We start from the raw sequence: 23,313 nt of genomic DNA, 5'->3' as shown, positions 1-23,313 counted from the left end.
GGTTGCTTGTCAGCGCCCGCAGAACCCTTGCGCCTGCTCCTTCTGGCGGATACGCCGGACTGGGCGCCACTGCTAGGTGAACGCCTGAGAGCGCTGGGGCCTGCCTTTTCGCTGAGCATCGTCACCACCTGGGAGGGCGCGGCCACCCTGTTCGCCGCCGAGCCCCGGGGGCTGCTCCTGGCCACGCCGGCCTGCCTGCCGCTGGGGACTCCCTGTCCCTGGCCGGTGATCCTGCTGTTGCAGCAGGAGCCGGCGCAGGCGCCGGTTGGGGTGGTCGACTGGCTGGCCGCCGAACAGCTTTCCGAGGACAGCCTGCGCCGCTGCCTGCGCTACGCGCGCGAGCGCCTGGGTTTGCAGGCGACCCTGCAACTGCTCGCCGAGCAGGATCCGCTGACCGGCATCGCCAACCGCCAGGGCTTCCAGACCCTGCTCGCGGCGCGCCTCAGCGAATTCGACGGGCGTGGCCTGGTGCTCGGCCACCTCGACCTGGACAACTTCCGTCACGTCAACGATTCCCTCGGCCACCAGGGCGGCGACCGCCTGATCCTGCAGGTGGTCAACCGCCTGCGCGGCTTCATGGAGAACGGCGACAGCCTGGCGCGCCTGGGCAGCGACGAGTTCGCCCTGCTGCTGGACACCCGTCGCGATCCGCAACGCGCCGAGCGGGTCGCCGAACGCATCGTCGAATGCCTCGGCGAGCCCTACTGGATCGATGGCGAGAGCCTGTTGCTGGGTTGCAGCCTGGGACTCGCCCATGCCCGTGCCGACGAAGGTGCCGACCCGCTGATGTGGCATGCGCACATCGCCATGCAGCAGGCCAAGAGCCGCCAGGGTTGCACCTTCCATGTCTTCGACGAACGCATCAACCGTGGCGTGCGCAGCCTCGCCGACCTCGAAGCCGAACTGCGCCGGGCGCTGCGTCGCGACGAGCTGGAGCTGCACTACCAGCCGCGACTGTGCCTGGACAGCGGGCGCATCGTCGGCCTGGAGGCGCTGGTGCGCTGGCGCCACGGCGAGCGGGGCCTGCTCACGCCCAGCGAGTTCGTCCCGCTGGCCGAGGAGAGCGGGCTGATCGTGCCGCTCGGCTACTGGGTCATCGCCCGCGCCCTGCGCGACATGCAGTGGCTCAACGGGCGCGGCCTGGAGCCGTTGCACATGGCGGTGAACCTGTCGTTCCGCCAGTTCCAGGACAGCCAGTTGCTGCCGACCCTGCAACGGTTGATCGAAGAGCACGGCGTCGACGCGCGCTGGCTCGAGTTCGAACTGACCGAGACCGCCGTGATGCGGCGCAGCGACCAGGTGCTGCAGACCATGCAGGCGCTCGGCCAACTGGGCGTGCGCTTTTCGCTGGACGACTTCGGCACCGGTTTCTCGTCCTTCGTCCACCTCAATAGCCTGCCGATCACCCTGTTGAAGATCGACCGCAGCTTCGTCGGCGGCATGGACCAGCGGGCGGAAAACTTCCAACTGGTGCGGGCGATGATCAACCTGGCGCACAACCTCAACCTGGAAGTGGTTGCCGAAGGCGTGGAGACCCTGCGCCAGCAGGAGCAGTTGCGCGATTTCGGTTGCGACCAGGTGCAGGGCTACTGGATCAGTCCGCCGCTGCCGTTGGCGGAACTGGCGCGTTTCCTGGGCATAGGCGAGAGCTCGGCGCACCGCGGCCAGCCGCTCGGCAATTGAGCGCCGACGCCTCGCTGGCCGTGGCTTTCGGCAGCAACCGCGCGGTCTTCCACTCGAAGGCCAGGGTCAGGCCAATGGCCGCGCAGGCCAGGCCGCCGGCCAGCCCCCACCAGACGCCCGCGGCGCCCCAGACGGCCGCGAACGCCAGCAGGCAGGCCAGCGGCACGCCGACCAGCCAGTAGCAGGCCAGGCCGACCAGGAAGGTGGTGCGGGCGTCCTTGAGACCGCGGATCGCGCCCATGGCGACGTTCTGGGTGCCGTCGAACAGCTCGAACCAGGCGGCGATCGCCAGCAGCGAGACGGCCATCGCGGCCACCTCCCGGTTGGCCGGGGCGTCGCGGTCGAGGAACAGGCCGATGATGGCCTCCGGCATCCACCAGAAGAGCCCGGCGAAGAGCAGCATGCACAGCGCGCCGAAGCCGATGCCGACACGCCCGGCGCGGCGTGCTTCGAGCAGGCGGCCGGCGCCGAAATGCTGGCCGATGCGGTAGGTGGTGGCGTACGACAACCCCACCGGCACCATGAACGCCACGTATACCGCCTGGATGGCGATCTGGTGCGCGGCCAGGGCGTGATCGCCGATGATGCCCATGCACAGGGTGGCGACCGTGAACATCCCCGACTCCACCGCGTAGGTGCCACCGATGGGCAGCCCCAGGCGCAGTATCTCCTCGACCATCGCCCGCTGCGGCCGTCCCAGTCCGCGCAGCAGCGAGTACTCGGCATAGGCCGGCTGCAGGCGGATATACAGGGCCAGCAGCAGCGGCATGCAGTTCATGACGAGGGCGGTGACCAGGCCGATACCGGCCAGGCCCAGGCGCGGCAGGCCGAACAGGCCTTCTATGAAGGAATAGTTGAGAGCCAGGTTGGCCAGCGCGCCGAGCACGCTGATCGCCATCACCGGGCCGGCGCGGTCGATGGCGCTGGTGAAGCCGCGCAGGACCATGAAGGCCATGTAGCCGGGCAGGGCGAATGTCAGGCTGTGGAGGAACTGCATGGCGCCGTCCACCGTCTGCGGCGCCTGGCCGACGACCAGGAGCAGCGGCCGCAGGTTCCATAGCAGCAGGCCGGCGGCCAGGGCCAGCGCGGCGCCGACCCAGAGTCCGGAGCGAGCGGCCGCGGCGGCGCCAGCGGCGTCGTCGCAGCCGTGACGGATCGCCACCAGGTTGCCGACCGCTGCCACCACGCCGACACAGAACGTCGAGACGAAGGCGTAGCTGACCGCGCCCAGGCCGCCGGCGGCCAGCGCGTCGGGGCCGAGCTTGCCCATCATCACGGTGTCGGTGAAGACCATGGCGACATAGGCCAGCTGGGCGGCGATCAACGGGCCCGCCAGGCGCAGGATGGCTTTGAGTTCGACGAGGGATGGCGAGGACATGGATGAGTAAGGCTCAGGAGGAGATGGTTGCCGCGATGGCCTGTCGGCGTTGAGAATGCGGCTATTCTCGGTGCGACTGGCATGGCTCCACAAAAGGAAAAACAAGATGCCAGGCATGAGTAAAAGTCATGAAAGAGGTAATTCCCCAATGACCCGTCGCCTGCCCCCGCTGTATGCCCTGCGCGCCTTCGAGGCTGCCGCCCGGCACGCCTCTTTCACCCGCGCCGGCGAGGAACTGGCGATAACCCAGAGCGCGGTGAGCCGGCACATCCGTACCCTGGAGGAGCACTTCGGTTGTCGTCTGTTCGAGCGCCATGGCCGCCAGTTGCAGCTGACCGAGCCGGCACGCCTGCTGCTGCCCGGGCTGCGCGACGGCTTCGATGCGCTGGAACGGGCCTGCACCGCCCTGCGTGTGGACGACGCCACCCTGCGCCTGAAGGCGCCTTCCACCCTTACCCTGCGCTGGCTGCTACCGCGCCTGAGCCGCTTCCGCCACCTGAACCCGGATATCGAGGTGCAGCTCACCAGTGCCTGGATGGATGTGGACTCGGTGGACTTCCAGCGCGAGCCTTTCGACTGCGCGGTGTTGCTGGGCAGCGGCCAGTTCAGCCCGGAATGGGAAACGGCAGCGCTGTTCGCCGAATGGCTGGTGCCGGTCTGCGATCCCGACGAGGCCGTGGAGCCCTGGACCCTCCAACGCCTGCGTGACAGCGAGTTGCTGCACCCCACGCCGGATCGTCGCGACTGGCGACGCTGGCTGCAACGGACCGGGCTGGGGGAGGAGGTGTCGCTCAAGGGCGGCCAGGTGTTCGACACGCTGGAACTGGGCATCGTCGCCGCCGCGCGAGGCTATGGCGTGTCCATCGGCGACCTGGTGATGGTCGCCGAGGATGTCGCCCAGGGCCGCATCGGCCTGCCCTGGCCGGTGGCGGTGGCCAGCGGCGAAAGCTATCACCTGGTCTGGCCTCGTGCCCGCAGGGGACAGGAACGCTTCCAGCGATTGCGCGACTTCCTCCTCGCGGAGGTGGCGGCGATGCGTCTGCCCGTCGTCGAGCGGCTGGCGTGACGCCGCCGGACAACTCCTGGCGCTGACGCGACGTTACAGGTCGCTGCCGTCGCTGGGCCGGGCGCAGGGTTTGCGCTAGGGTCGTTGGTCGTTGCCTGTCGGGAGCGGCAGGGGACGGAGCTTCCTTCCAACCGCCCAAAGGAACCCGCCATGACCTTCGCCAAAGGAATACTCGCCGCGCTGGCGCTCGCCGCCGCAGTCGGCCAGGCCAGCGCCACCGAACTCGAGCACTGGCCGGCCCCCGCCGCCAGGCAACTGAATGCACTGATCGAGGCCAACGCGAACAAGGGCGCCTATGCCGTGTTCGACATGGACAACACCAGCTATCGCTACGACCTGGAAGAATCGCTGCTGCCCTATCTGGAAATGAAGGGCGTGCTGACCCGCGACAGGCTCGACCCTTCGCTGAAACTGATCCCGTTCAAGGACCAGGCCGGGCACAAGGAGAGCCTGTTCAGCTACTACTACCGGCTTTGCGAGATCGACGACATGGTCTGCTATCCCTGGGTCGCCCAGGTGTTCTCAGGCTTCACCCTCAGGGAACTGAAGGGCTATGTCGACGAACTGATGGCCTACGGCAAGCCGATCCCCGCCACCTATTACGACGGCGACAAGCTCGCCACGCTCGACGTCGAGCCGCCGCGCGTGTTCAGCGGCCAGCGCGAGCTGTACAACAAGCTGATGGAAAACGGCATCGAGGTCTACGTGATCAGCGCGGCCCATGAGGAACTGGTGCGGATGGTCGCGGCGGACCCCAGGTATGGCTACAACGCCAAGCCGGAGAACGTCATCGGCGTCACCACCCTGCTGAAGAACCGCAAGACCGGCGAGCTGACCACTGCGCGCAAGCAGATCGCCGAGGGCAAGTACGATCCCAAGGCCAACCTCGACCTGGAGGTGACCCCCTACCTGTGGACCCCGGCGACCTGGATGGCCGGCAAGCAGGCTGCGATCCTCACCTACATCGACCGTTGGAAGCGGCCGATCCTGGTCGCCGGCGATACCCCGGACAGCGACGGTTACATGCTGTTCAACGGCACCGCGGAAAACGGCGTGCACCTGTGGGTCAACCGCAAGGCCAAGTACATGGAGCAGATCAACGGCATGATCAAGCAGCATTCCGCCGCACAGGCCAAGGCCGGCCTGCCGGTGACGGCGGACAGGAACTGGGTGATCGTCACTCCGGAGCAGATCCAGTAGGCGAAACGGCGAGGGGCCGGCATTGGCCGGCCCCCGCATCCCTCAGCGCACCACGTGCAGGAAGTGCATGTGCCGCTCGTACTGGTCGAGGATGTCGCCGATCACGCCGTCGCGGCTCCAGCCCATGATGTCGTAGTCCTGGCCGCCTTCCTGGAGATGGACCTCGGCGCGGAAATACTTGCGCGACTCGCTGCTGTCCTCGGTGTCGCGCATCACGAAGCTCGGCGTGGTGAAGGCGCGCGGACGCACCTCGTAGATGAAATCGACCTCGCCGCCGTGGCTGACTTCCAGCCGAACCCGGCCGTCCTCGCCGTCCTGCACCTGGACTTCGTAGCCCTGCTTGCGCAGTTCGGCGGCGACGTCCTCGCAGGCCGGTCGCGCCACATCGGTGATGAAGCGGTTGACGTGGCTGCGCCTTGGGAACATGGCGATGTTGCGCAGGCGGCGCTGCCAACCGTCGCCCTCGCTTGCGCCGCTGCGCGTGGTGGGGCGGGAGAAGGTCAGCGCCTGGTAGCGGATGCCGCGCTTGGTGGCATCCAGGTGCAGCGCCTTGAACAGGCCCCAGATCGACGCCAGGAGCACGATGGAGAATGGCAGCGCGCTGGCGATGGTTGCGGTTTGCAGCGCCTTGAGGCCATCGGCGAGGAGCAGGGCGATGGCCACCACGCCCATCAGCACCGACCAGAATATCCGCTGCCAGAGCGGCGAGTGGTCCTTGCCGCTGGAGGCTAGCATGTCCACCACCAGCGCGCCGGAGTCGGCCGAGGTGACGAAGAACACCACCACCATCAGCACCGCCACCAGCGAGATCACGCTGCCCAGCGGGAAGTGCTCGAGGAAGGCGAACAGCGCCACCGAACTGTCCTGGTTGACCACTTCGGCCAACTGGGTGAAGCCCTCCTGCAGGACCATGTGGATGGCGGTATCGCCGAACACCGTCATCCACAGCAGGGTGAAGCCGGCCGGGACGAACAGCACGCCGCAGACGAACTCGCGGATGGTGCGGCCGCGCGAGATACGGGCGATGAACAGGCCGACGAAGGGCGACCAGGACAGCCACCAGCCCCAGTACAGCAGGGTCCAGCCGCCGATCCAGTCGGTGGGCTCGTAGGCGTACAGGTTGAAGGTCTTGTTGACGATGTCGGACAGGTAGGCCCCGGTGTTCTGCACGTAGGTCTGCAGGAGAAACACGGTCGGCCCGAGGACCAGCACGAAGAGCAGCAGGATCACCGCCAGGCTCAGGTTCAGTTCGGACAGGATGCGGATGCCGCGGTCCAGTCCGCTGGCCACCGAGAGCGTGGCGAGGCCGCAGGTGGCGGCGATCAGGGCGATCTGCACGGTCTGGTTCACCGGCCAGCCGAACAGGTGGTGCAGGCCGCTGTTGATCTGCAGCACGCCGTAGCCGAGCGAAGTCGCCACGCCGAACACGGTGCCGATGATCGCGAAGATATCCACCGCGTGGCCGATGGGGCCGTAGATACGTTCGCCGATCAGCGGATACAGCGCCGAGCGCAGGGTCAGCGGCAGGCCGTGGCGATAGCTGAAGAAGGCCAGGATCAGCGCGACGATGGCGTAGATCGCCCAGGCATGCAGGCCCCAGTGGAAGAAGGTCAGCTTCATCGCTTCCTTCGCCGCCTGCACGGTGTTCGGCTCGCCCACCGGCGGGGTGGTGAAGTGCATCACCGGTTCGGCAACGCCGAAGAACATCAGGCCGATGCCCATGCCGGCGGAGAACAGCATGGCGAACCAGGTGGTGTTGCGGTAGTCGGGACGACTGTGGTCGGGGCCGAGCTTGATGTCGCCGTAGCGGCTGACGGCGAGGAACACCACGCTGATCAGGATCAGCGCCACGGCCAGTACGTAGAACCAGCTGGCGTTGGTGATGATCCATTGCTGGACGTGGTTGAACAGCGATTGCGCTTCTTCCTGGAGGAGCACGGTAAACAGCACCAGGGCCAGGATCAGGGCGGCGGAGGTATAGAAGACCGGAGGATTCAGGGTGCTCCGGGGGGTAGTGGGTGTCTCCATGTAAGCTAGCTCTCCTTGTGATCGGATTGCCCGCCGAAGGCGGAAGACGAAACAGCCTAACACATCGTGATAGCTAATTTGATTCGAAAAGCCTTAATCGATAGCTTTGCTGAATTATTACGCTTCACGTGGAGGTCATTGCCCGATACTGCAGGGCTTCCGCCAGGTGCCGGCGTTCGATGGCATCGATGCGCTCCAGGTCGGCCAGCGTCCGGGCCACCTTGAGTATGCGATGCAAGGCGCGCAAGGAAAGTTCCAGGCGCTCTCCGGCAGCCTCCAGCCAGCGGCGGTCCGCTTCGGCGAGTGCACAATTGCGGTGCATCGCCTGGAGATCGAGATGGGCATTGGCGCAGCCCTGGCGGGCCAGTTGCCGTTGCCGTGCGGCGCCCACCCGTTCGCTGACCTCGGCGGTAGCGGTTTCGCCGTGTCCTGGCTGCAGGCTGGTGCTTTCGCGGAGCACGCTGACGTGCAGGTCGATGCGATCGAGCAGCGGTCCGGACAGCTTGCCCCGGTAGCGCTGGACCTGTTCCGGGGTGCAGCGGCAGCGGCCACTGGGATCGCCGAGGTAGCCACAGGGACAGGGATTCATCGCCGCCACCAGTTGGAAGCGCGCCGGGAAACGTACCCGGCCGTTGGCCCGGGCAATGACGATCTCGCCGCTTTCCAGCGGCTCGCGCAGGACCTCCAGGACCTTGCGCTCGAACTCCGGCAGTTCGTCGAGGAACAGCACGCCCTGGTGCGCCAGGGTGATCTCGCCCGGCTGCGGGCGGCTGCCGCCGCCGACCAGGGCCGGCGCGGAGGCGGAGTGGTGCGGCTGGCGGAACGGTCGCTGCGGCCAGTGCCTGAGGGGGACGTGGCTGGCCACCGAATGGATCGCCGCGACCTCCAGGGCTTCGTCCTCGTCGAGCGCCGGCAGCAGGCCGGGCAGGCGGCTGGCCAGGAGGGTCTTGCCGGTGCCCGGCGGGCCGCTGAGCAACAGGTTGTGCGCGCCGGCGGCGGCCACCAGCAGGGCGCGCTTGGCGGCGGCCTGGCCCTGGACCTCGGCCAGGTCTGGATAAGGGAAGGGCGCGCGGAGCAGGCCGCGGGCCTGGTAGGGCGGCAGCGGGGCCTGGCCGGAGAGGTGTCCGGCGATCTCCAGCAGGTGGTCCACGGCGAACACCGTCAGCCCGCTGGCCAGGCTGGCCTCTTCGGCATTTTCCTTCGGTACCACCAGAACGCGCCTTGCGTCGCGCGCCGCCAGCGCGGCCGGCAATACGCCTCGCACTGGCCGGATCGCCCCGGACAGGGCCAGTTCGCCGAGGCACTCCAGGCCGTCGAAGGCGGTGCCGGGCAACTGGCCGCTGGCGGCGAGGATGCCGAGTGCGATGGCCAGGTCGAAGCGACCGCCGTCCTTGGGTAGGTCGGCGGGGGCGAGGTTGAGGGTGATGCGCCGCGCGGGGAAGTCGAAACCGGCATTGAGCAGGGCGCTGCGCACGCGGTCCTTGCTCTCGCGCACCGCGGTTTCCGGCAGGCCGACCAGGGTCAGCGAAGGCAGGCCGTTGGCCAGGTGCGCCTCGACGCTGACGCAGGGGGCTTCGACGCCGACCTGGGCTCGGCTGTGGACAATCGCCAGGGACATGGATCGCTCCTTGATCTCACGCCGCTCGCAGGGGGGAGGATCAGTCGGCGGGCGGCGTCAGCTTGCTTTCGAGTTCCGCCACCTTGGCCTCCAGGGCTTCCAGCCGTGCGCGAGTGCGGGCGAGGACCAGCATCTGGCTGTCGAACTCCTCGCGGCTGACCAGGTCGAGCTTGCTGAAGGCGCTCTGCATCAGGGCGCGGAACTGCGACTCCAGCTCGGCCTTGGGCAACGGCGATTCGCCGGCGAACAGGCGGCTGGCTTGTTGGCTGAGGGCTTCGAAGACGGCTTTGGGCGGCAGCATGGCGAGGGTTCCGGTAACGAGTGGGCGGCAGTCTAGCACGATGTCGGCGGCGCTCGCGGGAGGGCCATTGCACACTTTTTGCGCAACTGTCGGAGCGCGTCTGCGCCTATTTGGTGCGCCGCCCGGAGCCCGGCGTTCCGCACTATCCCCGGGTTGGCGGCTAAGAGCTTGAAATCCGGCGGATTTGCCGGAGCTGGCAAGCTTTCTGCTTTGGCCGGGGTGAGGCGTGCACTGAAGCAGTACCGGTGCGGCAGATGAGGCGGTTGCGGGAGGCCGGCAGGTTGCGGCATCGAACGGCCGCAGCAGGGCCAGGTCGGGGCGGAGGGTCCCGATCATGCTTCCCAGAGGGACCGGCGCGTTACAAAGCCAGACACTGCGCTTAGACTGTCCTCGGGTTCGTTTTCCTGGGGCGAGTCCACCAAACACGGGAGAGAGTTTCATGAAGCTAGTCACTGCCATCATCAAGCCGTTCAAGTTGGACGACGTCCGCGAGTCGTTGTCCGAGATCGGTGTGCAGGGCATCACGGTGACCGAGGTCAAGGGTTTCGGCCGGCAAAAGGGCCACACCGAGCTGTATCGCGGCGCCGAGTACGTCGTCGACTTCCTGCCCAAGGTGAAGATCGACGTGGCGATCGCCGACGACCAGCTGGACCGCGTCATCGAGGCGATCACCAAGGCGGCCAATACCGGCAAGATCGGTGACGGCAAGATCTTCGTGGTGAACCTGGAACAGGCCATCCGCATCCGTACCGGCGAAACCGATACCGACGCGATCTAAGCCCAACCGAACCCCCAAAAGCCCCAGGAGAATACCAACATGACTCTGCGTAAGATCGCAGGGCTAGGAGCCCTATTGTCCCTCGCTTTGCCGGGCGTCGCCCTGGCCGCCGAGGAGCCCGTCCTGAACAGCGGCGACACCGCCTGGATGCTGATCTCCACTGCGCTCGTCCTGCTCATGACCATCCCCGGCCTGGCGCTGTTCTACGGCGGCATGGTGCGAGCGAAGAACGTGCTGTCGATCATGATGCAGTGCTTCGCCATCACCGGCCTGATCACCATTCTCTGGGTGGTCTATGGCTACAGCCTGGCGTTCGATACCACCGGGATGGAGAAGGGCGTCCTCAACTTCAATTCCTTCGTCGGCGGACTGGACAAGGCCTTCCTCAGCGGTCTCACCGCCGACGGCCTGACTTCCGCCACCGCGCTGTTCCCGGAAAGCGTGTTCATCACCTTCCAGATGACCTTCGCGATCATCACTCCGGCGCTGATCGTCGGCGCCTTCGCCGAGCGCATGAAGTTCTCGGCGATGCTGATCTTCATGGCGGTCTGGTTCACCGTGGTCTACGCGCCGATCGCGCACATGGTCTGGAGCGGTGACGGCGCCCTGATGTGGGACTGGGGCGTGCTGGACTTCGCCGGCGGCACCGTGGTGCACATCAACGCCGGTATCGCCGGTCTGGTCGCCTGCCTGGTGCTGGGCAAGCGCAAGGGCTACCCGACCACGCCGATGGCGCCGCACAACCTCGGCTACACCTTGGTCGGGGCGGCCATGCTGTGGATCGGCTGGTTCGGTTTCAACGCCGGTTCCGCCGCCGCCGCCAACGGCACCGCCGGGATGGCCATGCTGGTGACCCAGATCGCCACCGCCGCCGCGGCCCTGGCCTGGATGTTCGCCGAGTGGATCACCCACGGCAAGCCGAGCGCCCTGGGCATCGCGTCCGGCGTGGTCGCCGGTCTGGTGGCCATCACCCCGGCCGCCGGCACCGCCGGTCCGATGGGCGCGCTGGTGATCGGCCTGGCCTCCGGGGTGATCTGTTTCTTCGCCGCCACCAGTCTCAAGCGCGCGCTGAAATACGACGATTCCCTCGACGCCTTCGGCGTACATGCGGTCGGCGGTATCGTCGGCGCGCTGCTCACCGGGATCTTCGCGGCGCCGTCGCTGGGCGGCTTCGGCAGCGTGGAGGACATCGGCGCGCAGTTCTTCGTGCAGTTCAAGGGCGTGGCCTTCACCGTGGTCTACACCGCCGTGGTGACCTTCGTGATCCTCAAGGTGCTGGACCTGGTCATGGGCCTGCGGGTCACCGAGGAAGAGGAAGCGGTCGGCCTCGACCTGGCGCTGCACAACGAGCGCGGCTACAACCTGTAATACCTGCCGGCGCCCGGCTTTCCGCCGGGCGTCGGTTTGCCTCCCGCGCTCGCCTTCGCCGAACGCCATGCCCTTGTGCGTCGAAAGTCCTGGGCGCTTCCCGCGACTGCCACCACCTTTCCGCAACCGGTCTTTCAGTGACTGCCAGCGGACTGCGCCACCATCAGCTTTCACAGGTCTGCCTCTTACGCTCTTTGCTTTTTCAAATGCCGCGCTAGAATGCGCGGCGCGACGGATCGGAGCCGATTTGGAACAGCAGCATGTGGCAGCAGACCCTGATCACCTTGCGCCCGCGTCCGCGGGGCTTTCACCTCGTCACCGAGGAGATACTCGACGCCTTGCCGGAGCTTCGGCGGTGCCGGGTCGGCCTGCTGCACCTGCTTTTGCAACATACGTCGGCTTCACTGACCCTGAATGAAAATGCCGATCCTGCCGTACGCCGGGATTTCGAGCGTTTTTTCGAGCGGCTGGCGCCACGCGGCGAAGTCGGCTATGAACACAACGACGAAGGTCCGGACGACCTTCCGGCGCATTTCAAGGCCAGCCTGCTGGGCTGCCAACTGACCCTGCCGATACAGTCGGGAGGCTTGGCACTGGGCACCTGGCAGGGGATCTATCTCGGTGAACACCGGGACAGGGGCGGGGCACGGCGCGTGCTCGCCACCTGGCAGGGCGAGTCAGTATGAATTTTTTCCGGCGGCGCTCATCAAAACGCGCGGCTGGGCTATAACTAACCTGCTTTTGCAGCACCGAGAGGTTGACCATGAGCGAAGAAGAACTGGAACAGGACGAGCTGGACGGCGCTGACGAGGACGACGGCGAAGAGCTGGCCGCGGCCGACGACGGCGAAGCGGACAGCGGCGACGGCGACGAGGCCCCCGCCCCCGGGAAGAAGGCGAAAGCCGCCGTGGTGGAAGAGGAGCTGCCCTCGGTCGAAGCCAAGCAGAAAGAGCGTGACGCCCTCGCCAAGGCGATGGAGGAGTTCCTTTCCCGCGGTGGAAAGGTGCAGGAGATCGAACCCAACGTGGTGGCCGATCCGCCGAAGAAGCCGGACAGCAAGTACGGCAGCCGCCCCATCTGATTTCGCGCCATCCCAAGGCCCGCCTCCCGCAAGGGATGGCGGGCCTTGTGCTATGGCGCCGGTCACTTTGACGGGCATCTCGCCCCGCCGCATCCCGGTTGGCGAGCCGATCTTTCGCCTGTTCAGGCACGGCTGGCGACGGGCCAAGGCCTTTTCCTTTCCGGTGGCAGCGCTACCGTTCCACATCGTCAACCGAAGCTGCTTGCCATCCAGGTGCTCCAAGCGGCGTCCGGGGTTGCCGGAGAGCGAGCTGTAGAGCTTGCTTAAGAATTTTCCTAGCGATTCTTAGGTGGATTCGCGGAGCCGTGTAGGTCCTGTCTTATGGCTCCTTTCCAGGTGTTCTGAAAAGATTAGCCACCCATCAAGTTCACTCCGGTTCCGGTGGATTTTCCCGGACATGCCGGACACATCGGTTGTCATCCCATGGAGTTCAAGACGTTCCGTCGAACCCTGCTGATCGCGGCAGTCCTGTTCGTTCCCGCCGGCACCAGCATGGCTGCCAATCTGTACGCTTTCGGCGGCCGCGATATCGCCGTCCCCTCGATCCTTCCCGAGGGAAACGTCACGTCGCGCTACACGTTCACTCCCATGCAACTGTGCGGCAAGCCCAGCTGCGATCTCATCGGCGTCGCTCTGTACAACAAGGGAAGTGTCTGGGACCCGGTCGATGGTCCGGACCTGAATACCAACGTGCCGGGCCTTTCGGTGCGCCTGCTGCTGGATGGCATACCGGCGAGCAGCCGTTTCAAGGGCACTTTCTCGCAAATCGCGGAGGTCCAGTTGTTCCGCAACTCGACGCCGCTCTCCGACGGCCAGTTCGCGAGCGGAGCGTTCAACTCGTACTTCCTCATTACCTACAAGGACGGGCTTATCGCGTCTGGCACCTCTTCCATCAGGTTGACCGGGAGCGTCACCACGATCAATGCGACCTGCCAGGTCGCCGACCAGACCGTGAAGCTGCAGTCGATCGCTGCCGCCCGGCTGAACGGCGTCGGCACCTACGCGGCCGTTACCCCGTTCAATCTCGTAGTGGCCGGCTGTCCTCGCGGGTACAACCGCGTCGGCTACAGCCTTCAAGCGGTGGGGGGCGCGGTGGCCGAAGGCTCGGGTGTATTGCCGCGCCTGGCGGGCAGCACCGCGACCGGCGTATCGATCCGGGTCACCGACGAGGCCGGCGTTCCGCTACGGATGGGACTCTCGTTGCCGGTGACCGCGTACGACAAGAACACCGGCGGGGCTTACTGGATCCCGATGAAAGCGTCCTATGTGCAGACCGCCGAGAAAATCACGCCCGGCTCGGTCCTGGCCGCGATGGTGATCCTGCTCGACTACCAGTGAGGCAGGGGAGGGCAAGAGCGCGCCTCACCCGAACGCCTCGAAAAACGCCAGGGCCCGCGGGTCGCTGGCATAGGCGATGTTGATACGCAGCCAGTCGCTCTCCTCGCCTTCCGGGCTGAAGCCGCTGCCCGGCGACAGCAGCACGTCCAGGCGTGTCGCCACGGCCTGCAATTCGGCGAACGGGTAGTCGCCGATACGGGCCCAGACGAACATCCCGCCGACCGGTTCGGCGAACACCTCCCAGCCGTTGTCCCCAAGCACCCGCAGGGTCGCCGCCATCTGCCGGGTCAGGCGCTGGCGCAGGCGTTGCACCAGCTTGCGGTAACTGCCGTTGGCGAGCATGGTCGAGACCACGCATTCGGCGAAGCGCTGGCTGCCGATGCTGGTGTACATCTTCACATCCGCCAGGCGCCGTATCAGCTCGGGGCCGGCGATCAGGTAGCCGACCCGTAGCGAGCAACTGAGGGTCTTCGAAAAGCTCGCCAGGTAGATCACCCGGCGCAGCGAATCGAGGGTTGCCAGGCGGGTGCTGGGGCCGTTCTGGAAGTCGGCGTAGATGTCATCCTCGACGATGTGGAAATCATGCTGCTCGGCCAGTTGCAGCACGCGGTGGGCCACTGAGGGGCTGAGGCTGGTGCCGGTGGGGTTGTGGTACATGCTGTTGGTGAAAAGGAACTTCGGCTTGTGCGCGCGGAGGATCGTCTCCAGCGCGGCGGTGTCCGGGCCGTGGCGGGTGCGCGGCACGCCGAGCATCTTCACCCCGTGGAACTTCAGCAGGTTGAACAGGTTGTAGTAGCCGGGGTTCTCCACCACCACCACGTCGCCCGGCTTGAGCAGCGTGCGTACCAACAGGTCGAGGGCATGGCTGGCGCCGGTGGTGGTGAGGATCTGCTCCGGGTCGACATGGATATCGATCAGCCGCAGGCGTTTCTGGATGTGCTGGCGCAGCGCCGGCAGGCCCAGCGGAGTGCTGTAGTCGAACAGCCCGGCGAGTTCGCTGCGGGCGACCTGGCGGATCGCGTAGCTGAGTTCCTCGACTTCCCGCCAACTGTCCGGAATCCAGCCGCAGCCGAGCTTGAGTTTCGTCGAGCTGCCGCTGAACTGGCCCCATGCGTTTTCCGCGCCTTCGTGCCATTCGCTGTCGAGGTCGGTAGTGGCGGCGGGCGCCTCGGCGACGAAGAACCCCGAGCCGTGCCGCGATTCCAGCATCCCCAGGGCGACCAGGCGGTCGTAGGCCTCGATCACGCTGGACTGGCTGAGCTGGTTTTCCCTGGCCAACTGGCGTATCGACGGAATCCGCGTGCCGGCGCGGACGCGATTGCCGCGGATCCAGCCGCTGACCCCTGCGACGATCTGCTGCACCAGCGGCTCGCTGGCATTGCGGTCGATCCGGAGGTGCATGTCTGACTCACTGTTCGGTTTTTTCAGGCGAACAGTTAAGCACAAATCCGAACAGCTGTTACTTGTTCCGTAGCGCCGCCGCGCCGGATAGTCGACGCCTCTTCTCGCGGGCTAGCCAATGCCCACCGCTCTGCCGCGGCAGGCCCTTGAACGGAGAAACGCATGAGCAATACCCGTCGCCACGCCGCATGCCTGGCCTTCGGCCTGTGCCTGATCACCTTGGCGGTGAACCTCCAGGCGCCGCTGTACACCGCCTACGCGGAGCTTTCCGGTTACGGCGCGGCAGCTACCGCCAGCGCTTTCTCCGGCTATGTGCTCGGCGTACTGCCGGTGCTGCTGGTACTCGGCGGGTTGTCCGATCGGATCGGGCGCAAGCCGCCGATCGTCGTCGCGCTGCTGCTGTCGATGGTGGCCACCCTGGTGATGGCGCTCTGGCCGCGCCTGGAGGCGCTCGGCGTGGCGCGCCTGTTGCTCGGCGTCGGCACGGCTCTGGCATCGGCCACCGGGACGGCCTACATGAGCGAACTGATCGCGGGCGGGGATTCCCGCACCTCGGCCAACTGGGTGACCGCCAGCACCTCGCTCGGCTTCGGCCTCGGCGCGGCACTGACCAGTCTGTTCCTGCTGTTCCGGGAGAGCCTGGTGCCCGGCAGCTTCTGGGTCCAGTTGGGACTGGCCTGCGTGGCCCTGGCGGCGGTGGCGGGCCTGCCGGACGAGGCGCCGCGCGGGCGCGATACGCCGATGCTGCGGCTGCCGTTCTTTCCCGCCGGCAGCCTGCCGTACGGTCTCTCGATCCTGCTGGCATGGGCCACTGTGGGTCTGGTCATCGCGGTCCTGCCTTCGCTGCTGGCGGCCCACGGGCTGGCGCGCTGGTCGGGCTTCTCGACCTTCACCGTGATCAGCTGCGGCCTGCTGTTCCAGCCGCTGGCGCGGCGGATGGCGCCGGCCTCGGCGACCTGCCTGGGGCTGGTGATCCTGCCGCCGAGCTATGCCCTGCTGGCCTGGGGCGCGATCCACGGCTCATTGGCTGCGGTGCTGTTCGGTGCGCTGGGCGCGAGCAGTTCCTGCTACGGCTTCACCTACCTGGGCGGGCTGTCGGCGGTGAATGTCCTGGCCGGTGCGGAAAAGCCGCGGGCCAGCGCGGGCTACTTCCTGTTGGCCTACCTCGGCTTCAGCCTGCCGGTGATCTTCACCGGGTTGATCGCGGATCGCTTCGGTGCGTCGACGGCGTTGCTGCTTTTCGGCGTGTCGCTGACGTTGGCTGCGGTTGCGGTGGCGTTTTCCATCTTGCGCGGGGTCGGGCGCTTCAAGGCCAGCGCTTCGCGTGCCTAGGGCGCTACCCGCGACCGGGGGCCCGGTCCGTCATTGCAGGCGGGCGAGCAGGGCCGGCAGCTCGGCGAGGCTGCGGATCTCCGCGCTCGGCTCTTCCTCCCCGGCCCAGGGCTTGCCGCTTGGGTTGAACCAGATGGCACGCATGCCGGCGCGGCGCGCTCCGGCGATGTCGTCGCTGGGGTGGTCGCCGATGTGTATCGCTGCCGAGGCCTCGACGCCGGCGCGCTTCAGGGCTTCACGGAATGGCGTCGGGTCGGGCTTGCCGACGCCCAGTTCCTCGGCGCAGAGGGCGAACCGGAAGTAGTCGGCCAGGCCCAGGCGGCGCACGTCGGCGTTGCCGTTGGTGAGCACGCCGAGGGTGAAGCGGTCGGCGAGGATCTCCAGGGTCGGGTGGACCTCGGGAAACAGAGTGACCCGGTGGCGCGCTTCGAGGAATACCTGGAAACCGGCCTCGGCCAGGCTTTCCGCCTCCGCCTGTGGATAACCGGCGTCGAGCAGGGCATGGAACAGGATGCGCCGGCGCAGCTCGCTGAGACGGTGGCGCAGCATCGGCTCACGATCCAGCAGGCGGGTGCGGATCGCCCACAGGTGCTCGATGGGTACCGGACCCAGGCGCGCCGCGTTGCTCGCCAGCCATTCGCGGAGCAGGGCCTCGGCGTTGTTCATCACCGGGGCGACGTCCCACAGGGTGTCGTCGAGGTCGAAGGTGATCAGTCGCAGGCTGCTCATGGGTCGTTGCCTCCATCGGCGTTGCCCTTGCGCTTGGCGCGGGGATGGGCGCGGTCGTAGACCGAGGCCAGGTGCTGGAAGTCCAGGTGGGTATAGATCTGGGTCGTGGCGATGTCGGCGTGGCCGAGCAGTTCCTGCACGGCGCGCAGGTCGCCGGACGACTCCAGCAGATGGCTGGCGAAGGAGTGCCGCAGCATGTGCGGGTGCAGGTGCTGGCCCAGCTCGCGGACGCCGGCCTGGCGCACCCGCAGCTGGATCGCCCGTGGCGTCAGGCGCTTGCCGCTGCGGCCGATGAACACCGCACCGTCTTCCGGAGCGGCCTGGGTGCGCAGCGGCAGCCAGGCTTCGAGCGCCTGGCGCGCGGCCTTGCCGACCGGCAGCTCGCGGACCTTGTTGCCCTTGCCGCGCACTCGCACCAGGCCTTCCTTGAGGTCCAGCCATCCGAGATCGAGGCCGACCAGTTCCGAGAGGCGCAGCCCGGAGGAATAGAACAGCTCCAGCAGGGCCTGGTCGCGGCGGGCGATGAAGTCATCCTCCACGGCACCGTCGAGCAATTGCAGGGCGCGGTCGGCGTCGAGGGTCCTGGGCAGCTTGCGCGGACTCTTCGGCGCGCTCAGGCCGTTGGCAGGGTCGTGCCGGCAGCGCCCTTCGCGTAGCAGGTACTGGTAGAGGCCGCGCGTCGCCGAGAGCAGCCGTGCCAGGCTGCGGCTGGACTGGCCCTGCTGGTGCAGGCGGGCGACGAAGGTGCGCAGGCTGCGGGTGTCGAGGGCGTTCCAGTCGGAGAGCCCGGCCTTTTCGGCGAGGGCGAGGATCTTCAGCAGGTCGCGGCGGTAGCCGTCGAGGGTGTGCGCGGAGACCTGGCGCTCGCTGCGCAGATGTTCAAGGAAGGCATCCAGGTCGGCGCGCATCTCGGACCGCCCGCCGCGCTCAGCGGACCGAGCGCAGCGGCGAGGAGAAACGCGGCAGCACGCGGGCCAGGACCTCGGCGACGTAGCCGAGGAACAGGGTGCCGAGGGAACTCTTGTAATGCTGCGGATCGGGACTGCCGATGGCGAGCACGCCGTGCAGGCCCTGGAAACTCAGGGAGACCACCGCTGCGGAGCCGATCTCGTCGCGGTCGCTCTCGCCGAAGAGGAACGCCAGTTCGTGCGGACGCAGCACGCCGCAGACGGTCTTGCCGCCGGAGAGCAGGCCGCCGATGGCCTGGTGCGCCTCCGCGCTGCTCACCGAGCGGCCCACCGAGACGCTACTGTCGCTGAACAGGATCAGGCTCACGTAGGGCACCTGGAACTCGTGGCGCAGGCTGTCCTCGACGGTACTGACCACGTCTTCCAGGCTGGTGGCGTCGAGCAGGTCGAGGACCAGGCGGCGGGTCTTGTCGAACAGGCGGTCGTTCTCGCGGGCCACGTCCATCAGTTGCGAGAGCCGGTGGCGCATCTCGATGTTGCGCTCGCGCAGCAGGCGTACCTGGCGCTCCACCAGCGACACTGCGTCGCCGGGCTGGTGTGGGATGCGCAACTCGGGGATCAGCTCGTCATGCTCGACGAAGAACTCCGGGTGCTGGCTCAGATAGGCGGCCACCTGCTCGGCGTCCAGCGCTGCTGTCGGTTCCTGGCTTTTCTCGGTCATAAGCGTCTCGGTTCTCGCGGGCGACGGCCCTTACAGGCGGACCTGGCCTTCATACACGCGGACGGCAGGCCCGGTCATCATAACGGGCTGGCCGGGACCTGCCCACTCGATGTGCAGGCGGCCGCCGGGGAGGTCGATCTGCACCGGCGATTGCAGCCAGCCCTGGCGAATCCCGGCAACCGCCGCGGCGCAGGCGCCGGTGCCGCAGGCTTGGGTCTCGCCGACGCCGCGCTCCCAGACGCGCAGGCGCGCATGGTGCGGATCGAGCACCTGGAGGAAGCCGATGTTGGCCTTCTTCGGGAAGCGCGGATGGACTTCCAGTTGCGGACCGAGGCTGTGTACCGGTGCGCTGTCGACGTTCTCGACGCGCAGCACGCCATGGGGATTGCCCATGGATACCGCGGCCAGTTCGACGCGCTGGCCATTCACCTCTATCTCATAGGACAAGGCTTCGCGCTCGGCCTGGAACGGTATCTCGGCCGGGGCCAGGCGCGGCGGCCCCATGTCCACCGTGACCTGGCCGTCCGGGCGGATATTCAGCTCGATGATGCCGCCCTTGGTTTCTACGCGGATGCTCTTCTTCACCGTCAGGCGCTTGTCCTGAACGAAGCGGGCGAAGCAGCGAGCGCCGTTGCCGCACTGCTCGACCTCGGAGCCGTCGGCGTTGAAGATCCGGTAGCGGAAGTCGACGTCGGGGCTGCTCGGGGCTTCGACGATCAGCAACTGGTCGAAGCCGATTCCGGTGTTGCGGTCGCCCCAGAGCTTGACGTGCTTGGGCTGCACATGGGCGTGCTGGCTGACCAGGTCGAGGACCATGAAGTCGTTGCCCAGGCCATGCATCTTGGTGAAGCGCAAAAGCATGGTCTGGGCCTCACTGCGGCAGCAGGCTTTCGCCGGCATAGAGCTCTTGGACGGTCTCGCGGCGACGGACCTCGTGGGTCTGCTCGCCATCCACCAGCACCTCGGCGGCGCGGCCGCGGGTGTTGTAGTTCGAGCTCATGACGAAGCCGTAGGCGCCGGCCGAGCGCACCGCCAGGAGGTCGCCTTCGGCGAGCGCCAGGTCGCGATCCTTGGCGAGGAAGTCACCGGTCTCGCAGATCGGCCCGACCAGGTCGTAGCGGCGCGGCGCGGCGTCGCGCGGGCGTACCGCCTGCACGTCCATCCAGGCCTGGTAGAGAGCCGGGCGGATCAGGTCGTTCATCGCCGCGTCGACGATGGCGAAATCCTTGTGCTCGGTGTGCTTGAGGTACTCGACACGGGTCAGCAGCACGCCGGCGTTGGCGACGATGGACCGGCCCGGCTCGAACACCAGGGTCAGGTCGCGGCCGTGCAGGCGCTCGCGGATGGCGCGGATGTAGTCGCCGGCCAGCGGCGGCTGTTCGTCGCGGTAGCGCACCCCGAGGCCACCACCGAGGTCCAGGTGGCGAATGCCGATGCCTTTGCCGGCCAGGCGGTCGACCAGCCCGAGCAGGCGCTCGAGGGCGTCGAGGAAGGGCTCCAGCTGGGTCAACTGCGAGCCGATGTGGCAGTCGACGCCGATCACCTCCAGGTGGTCAAGCTCGGCGGCGCGGGCGTAGACCGCCTCGGCCTCGTCGATGGCGATGCCGAACTTGTTCTCTTTCAGGCCGGTGGAGATATAGGGGTGGGTCTGGGCGTCCACGTCCGGGTTGACCCGCAGCGATACCGGCGCTTTCACGCCGAGTTCCGCAGCTACCCGTTGCAGGCGCTCCAGCTCTTCGCCGGACTCGACGTTGAAGCAGTGCACGCCGACTTCCAGGGCGCGGCGCATGTCGTCGCGGGTCTTGCCGACGCCGGAGAACACCACCTTGGCCGGATCGCCGCCGGCGGCCAGGACACGCTCCAGCTCACCGCGGGAAACGATGTCGAAACCGGCGCCGAGGCGCGCCAGCACATTCAGCACCCCGAGGTTGGAGTTGGCCTTGACCGCGAAGCAGACCAGATGCGGCATGCCGGTGAGGGCATCGGCATAGGCGCGGTACTGGGCCTCGATGTGTGCGCGGGAATAGACGTAGGTGGGCGTGCCGAAACGCTCGGCGATGCGGGAAAGCGCCACCCCTTCCGCGAACAGCTCACCGTCGCGGTAACTGAATGTGTCCATGGGCGCTCTCTCAGAAACCGTAGCGGTCTTTGCTGTGTTCTTTCTTGGCTTTTTCGTCGTCCGGCAGGTACAGCGGGCCTTTCTGGCCGCAGGCGGCGATGGAGCCGGCGAGGAGGGCGAGCGCGACGAAGGACAGGAACAGCCGCTTCATGACGGAATCCTTGTAGAAAACGTGAATTGTTCCGGAGTATACCGACCCCCCGGCGCCTTGCCTATGCGAGCCGGATCAGGTGTGCCGGGGCTTGCAGGGGAATGGCCTGCGGCAGAGGGGATGCCGGCGTTTTCCGCGAGCGTCGCGGCAAAACAGCGCGGACTACGGCAATACCAGCGTAGAATTGTCGGAATAGGGCAAGACGAAGGTAGTCGTCCGCCTTTTTTCCCGTTAGCGAATGCCGAGGCAATGCATGAGTACGATGAATGAAGCGCGTTTCCACGACCTGGTCGATGCGCTCCAGCAGCAGGTGGAAGACGCCTTCGATGACAGCGACCTGGACCTCGACCTGGAGAACGCCGGCGGCGTGCTCACCGTACGCTTCGAGAACGGCTCGCAGCTGATCCTCAGCCGCCAGGCGCCGTTGCGCCAGCTGTGGGTGGCTGCGAAGTCGGGCGGCTTCCACTTCGATTACGACGAGGCCAGCGGCCTCTGGCGCCACGATGGCAGCCAGGAACCGCTGGGCGCGCTGCTCAACCGGGCGACCCTGGAGCAGGGGGGCGAGGATGTCGAGTTCCCCGGCCTCTGAGGCTTCGCCGCCGGCGGTGGCCTCGCCTTGCCGGCGCCTGTGCTGCCTCGACGATGCGGACGTTTGCGTCGGCTGCGGACGTTCCCTGGCGGAAATCCGCGAGTGGGGCAAGGCCGACGATTCCCGCCGCTTGCAGATCAGGTCACAGGCCGCTCGACGCCAGTCGCTGGCGGGCCGTCTCTCCTGATAGGGGGGATGTTGCTAATTCCTGCGACTGTGTTAGTGTCCGGGAAAACCCCGCCTTCGGGCGGGGTTTTTGCTTTTTTGCGATTCCTGCTTTTCATCGATCAACCGAACCGGACCAAGGAGCACGCCTGCGATCATGAGCACGCCGCCGATCACCATCACTCGTCTGGACCTGCAGCGCCTGGAGCGCCTGCTGGATGGCCTGGACGAATTCGGACCCGCCGCCGAGGCGCTGGAGGCCGAACTGTCGCGCGCCCAGGTGGTGGGGCATGACGAGATTCCGCCGGGCGTCGTGACCATGAACTCCACCGTGCGCTGCCGCGAGGAAAGCAGCGGCAAGGAGTACACCCTGACCCTGGTCTATCCCGAAGACGTCGCCGGCGAAGGCAAGGTCTCGATCCTCGCGCCGGTGGGCACCGCGCTGCTGGGCCTGACCATCGGCCAGACCATCGACTGGCCGGCGCCGAGCGGCAAGACGCTGAAGCTGACCCTGCTGGAAATCGAATACCAGCCGGAAGCCGCCGGCGACTACGCGCGCTGATCGGTTTTCGCCCGTCGCCATTCGGCGACGGGCTTCGCGACCCTCAGTCGCCCCCACCGCCCCCGCATCCTCCACCCCCGCAACCGCTGCCGCCGTCTCCACCGCTATCGCCGCCGCAGCCGTGGCGCGAATCCTGTCCGTCCGAACCGAAGGTACTGCCGCTATCGCTGGCGCAGCCGCTGCTGCAACCGATATGGCTGGCGCAATACACCGCTGCGCCGCCGTCTTGCCGCTGCGCGCAGTTCAGGGCGTAGCGGAAGCCGTCGGCGATCGCCAGTTCCGTGTCGAGGGCGAACAGCAGCGGTAGGCGCGTGGGATTCAGTGGGTCGATGCCCTCGCGGCGGCAGGCCAGCTTCCAGGCGCGCTGGATGCCCTCCTGGGCCTGTCGGGGGCTGCTCATCGCCTGGGCCGGCGTATGGTGGAGGAAGCGCCCGAGTCCCTTGCGGCAGACGTGCTGGTAGAGCCGGGTATGCAGGATCAGTTCGTGCCAGGCGACATCCACCACCTGGGACGGCATCGCGACCATCCGCTTGCCGGCGGCGCGGCATAGCAGCAGGTATTCGCGTAGGCCGCCGAGCACCCGTTGGACCTGTTCCTCGCTGAGCTGCGGATAGCGCTCGCGGACCGCCTGGGCGACCCGCGGCGGCAGGCGGAATTGCTGGATGAAGCGGTAGCGCCGGCGATCCAGGCCGCGGCGGTAGAGATAGCCGCCCACGAATGCGGCGCCAGCGAGCAGGGTAATACCGAGGAGTGCCATCCGTACGTCCTTGTCGAGCCCCGCGCGGTGCGGCGCTGGG

At 67.1% G+C, this 23,313-nt stretch carries 24 protein-coding genes; 12 read left to right on the top strand and 12 right to left on the bottom strand.

Features of this window, described 5'->3' with window-relative positions; all coding sequences use genetic code 11:
* The first annotated feature begins 6 nt into the window (after positions 1-6).
* On the top strand, positions 7-1,683 hold the full coding sequence (locus ACYAF3_RS09860; RefSeq protein ID WP_043096183.1) for a putative bifunctional diguanylate cyclase/phosphodiesterase: 1,677 nt from the start codon (positions 7-9) through the stop codon (positions 1,681-1,683).
* Here the strand turns inward: ACYAF3_RS09860 and ACYAF3_RS09855 are convergent.
* Complete coding sequence (locus ACYAF3_RS09855; RefSeq protein ID WP_043096182.1) at positions 1,595-3,061, bottom strand: NorM family multidrug efflux MATE transporter; 1,467 nt, start codon at positions 3,059-3,061, stop codon at positions 1,595-1,597. The two genes, ACYAF3_RS09860 and ACYAF3_RS09855, sit on opposite strands and share 89 nt — an antisense overlap.
* Positions 3,062-3,209: 148 nt before the next feature.
* Between ACYAF3_RS09855 and ACYAF3_RS09850 the strand changes: the two genes are divergently transcribed.
* Positions 3,210-4,127: a LysR substrate-binding domain-containing protein gene (locus ACYAF3_RS09850; RefSeq protein ID WP_003098255.1), complete on the top strand. Its 918-nt coding sequence runs from the start codon at positions 3,210-3,212 to the stop codon at positions 4,125-4,127.
* 150 nt (positions 4,128-4,277) lie between these two features.
* Positions 4,278-5,327, top strand: a complete 1,050-nt coding sequence (pchP, locus tag ACYAF3_RS09845; protein WP_003110458.1) for a phosphorylcholine phosphatase — start codon at positions 4,278-4,280, stop codon at positions 5,325-5,327.
* A 42-nt stretch (positions 5,328-5,369) separates the two neighbouring features.
* Here the strand turns inward: pchP and betT are convergent, their stop codons facing one another.
* The 3 genes from betT to ACYAF3_RS09830 form a co-directional block, all read right to left on the bottom strand.
* A complete protein-coding gene (betT, locus tag ACYAF3_RS09840) occupies positions 5,370-7,355 on the bottom strand; it encodes a choline BCCT transporter BetT (RefSeq protein ID WP_003096496.1) in 1,986 nt (661 codons plus the stop codon).
* A 124-nt stretch (positions 7,356-7,479) separates the two neighbouring features.
* On the bottom strand, positions 7,480-8,973 hold the full coding sequence (locus ACYAF3_RS09835; RefSeq protein WP_049308005.1) for a YifB family Mg chelatase-like AAA ATPase: 1,494 nt from the start codon (positions 8,971-8,973) through the stop codon (positions 7,480-7,482).
* Positions 8,974-9,013: 40 nt separating this feature from the next.
* On the bottom strand, positions 9,014-9,274 hold the full coding sequence (locus ACYAF3_RS09830; RefSeq protein WP_003096478.1) for an accessory factor UbiK family protein: 261 nt from the start codon (positions 9,272-9,274) through the stop codon (positions 9,014-9,016).
* Positions 9,275-9,713: 439 nt separating this feature from the next.
* Here ACYAF3_RS09830 and glnK point away from each other — a divergent pair, with 439 nt between their 5' ends.
* From glnK to ACYAF3_RS09805, 5 genes are all read left to right on the top strand, one after another.
* On the top strand, positions 9,714-10,052 hold the full coding sequence (gene glnK, locus ACYAF3_RS09825) for a P-II family nitrogen regulator (RefSeq protein WP_003096476.1): 339 nt from the start codon (positions 9,714-9,716) through the stop codon (positions 10,050-10,052).
* A gap of 39 nt (positions 10,053-10,091) precedes the next feature.
* The gene (locus ACYAF3_RS09820; protein ID WP_003098243.1) at positions 10,092-11,420 is read left to right on the top strand and encodes an ammonium transporter; all 1,329 of its coding nucleotides are present in this window, start codon (positions 10,092-10,094) and stop codon (positions 11,418-11,420) included.
* 260 nt (positions 11,421-11,680) lie between these two features.
* Positions 11,681-12,106, top strand: coding sequence for a secondary thiamine-phosphate synthase enzyme YjbQ (locus ACYAF3_RS09815; RefSeq protein WP_003096441.1), 426 nt, complete (start codon positions 11,681-11,683; stop codon positions 12,104-12,106).
* A 77-nt stretch (positions 12,107-12,183) separates the two neighbouring features.
* Positions 12,184-12,501, top strand: a complete 318-nt coding sequence (gene sutA, locus ACYAF3_RS09810; RefSeq protein WP_003098240.1) for a transcriptional regulator SutA — start codon at positions 12,184-12,186, stop codon at positions 12,499-12,501.
* 423 nt (positions 12,502-12,924) lie between these two features.
* A complete protein-coding gene (locus ACYAF3_RS09805; protein ID WP_003098236.1) occupies positions 12,925-13,839 on the top strand; it encodes a fimbrial protein in 915 nt (304 codons plus the stop codon).
* A 24-nt stretch (positions 13,840-13,863) separates the two neighbouring features.
* Here ACYAF3_RS09805 and ACYAF3_RS09800 read toward each other — a convergent pair whose 3' ends face one another.
* Positions 13,864-15,240, bottom strand: a complete 1,377-nt coding sequence (locus tag ACYAF3_RS09800; RefSeq protein WP_003098233.1) for an aminotransferase-like domain-containing protein — start codon at positions 15,238-15,240, stop codon at positions 13,864-13,866.
* Between the two features lie 162 nt (positions 15,241-15,402).
* On the opposite strand from ACYAF3_RS09800, the gene ACYAF3_RS09795 reads away from it, so the two are divergent.
* Positions 15,403-16,572 carry an MFS transporter gene (locus tag ACYAF3_RS09795; RefSeq protein WP_003098229.1) on the top strand — a complete coding sequence of 390 codons (1,170 nt, stop codon included), beginning with the start codon at positions 15,403-15,405 and terminating at the stop codon, positions 16,570-16,572.
* 30 nt (positions 16,573-16,602) lie between these two features.
* On the opposite strand, the gene ACYAF3_RS09790 is transcribed toward ACYAF3_RS09795, so the two are convergent.
* From ACYAF3_RS09790 to lptM, 6 genes are read right to left on the bottom strand one after another with little or no spacing between them, the layout of a single operon-like run.
* Positions 16,603-17,301, bottom strand: coding sequence for an HAD family hydrolase (locus ACYAF3_RS09790; RefSeq protein ID WP_003118056.1), 699 nt, complete (start codon positions 17,299-17,301; stop codon positions 16,603-16,605).
* Positions 17,298-18,209, bottom strand: a complete 912-nt coding sequence (gene xerC / locus ACYAF3_RS09785; RefSeq protein WP_031685132.1) for a tyrosine recombinase XerC — start codon at positions 18,207-18,209, stop codon at positions 17,298-17,300. Before xerC ends, ACYAF3_RS09790 begins: the two co-directional genes overlap by 4 nt.
* A gap of 19 nt (positions 18,210-18,228) precedes the next feature.
* On the bottom strand, positions 18,229-18,930 hold the full coding sequence (locus ACYAF3_RS09780; RefSeq protein ID WP_003096433.1) for a DUF484 family protein: 702 nt from the start codon (positions 18,928-18,930) through the stop codon (positions 18,229-18,231).
* Positions 18,931-18,960: 30 nt separating this feature from the next.
* Entirely contained in the window at positions 18,961-19,791 is an 831-nt protein-coding gene (gene dapF, locus ACYAF3_RS09775; RefSeq protein ID WP_003114344.1) for a diaminopimelate epimerase, read from the bottom strand.
* Between the two features lie 10 nt (positions 19,792-19,801).
* A complete protein-coding gene (lysA, locus tag ACYAF3_RS09770) occupies positions 19,802-21,049 on the bottom strand; it encodes a diaminopimelate decarboxylase (protein WP_105579334.1) in 1,248 nt (415 codons plus the stop codon).
* Between the two features lie 10 nt (positions 21,050-21,059).
* On the bottom strand, positions 21,060-21,200 hold the full coding sequence (gene lptM / locus ACYAF3_RS09765) for an LPS translocon maturation chaperone LptM (protein WP_003096430.1): 141 nt from the start codon (positions 21,198-21,200) through the stop codon (positions 21,060-21,062).
* 253 nt (positions 21,201-21,453) lie between these two features.
* Between lptM and cyaY the strand changes: the two genes are divergently transcribed.
* The 3 genes from cyaY to rnk all read left to right on the top strand — a co-directional run bounded on the left by cyaY (position 21,454) and on the right by rnk (position 22,516).
* Positions 21,454-21,789, top strand: a complete 336-nt coding sequence (gene cyaY, locus ACYAF3_RS09760; RefSeq protein ID WP_003121284.1) for an iron donor protein CyaY — start codon at positions 21,454-21,456, stop codon at positions 21,787-21,789.
* Entirely contained in the window at positions 21,767-21,976 is a 210-nt protein-coding gene (locus ACYAF3_RS09755; protein ID WP_003161172.1) for a DUF1289 domain-containing protein, read from the top strand. Before cyaY ends, ACYAF3_RS09755 begins: the two co-directional genes overlap by 23 nt.
* A gap of 135 nt (positions 21,977-22,111) precedes the next feature.
* Positions 22,112-22,516, top strand: coding sequence for a nucleoside diphosphate kinase regulator (rnk, locus tag ACYAF3_RS09750; RefSeq protein WP_003096424.1), 405 nt, complete (start codon positions 22,112-22,114; stop codon positions 22,514-22,516).
* Between the two features lie 43 nt (positions 22,517-22,559).
* Here the strand turns inward: rnk and ACYAF3_RS09745 are convergent, their stop codons facing one another.
* Complete coding sequence (locus ACYAF3_RS09745; protein ID WP_014603416.1) at positions 22,560-23,273, bottom strand: glycine-rich domain-containing protein; 714 nt, start codon at positions 23,271-23,273, stop codon at positions 22,560-22,562.
* Positions 23,274-23,313: the final 40 nt, after the last annotated feature.

Source organism: Pseudomonas sp. TZ252 (assembly GCF_056110345.1).
This window is presented reverse-complemented; position numbering and strand designations above follow the sequence as displayed.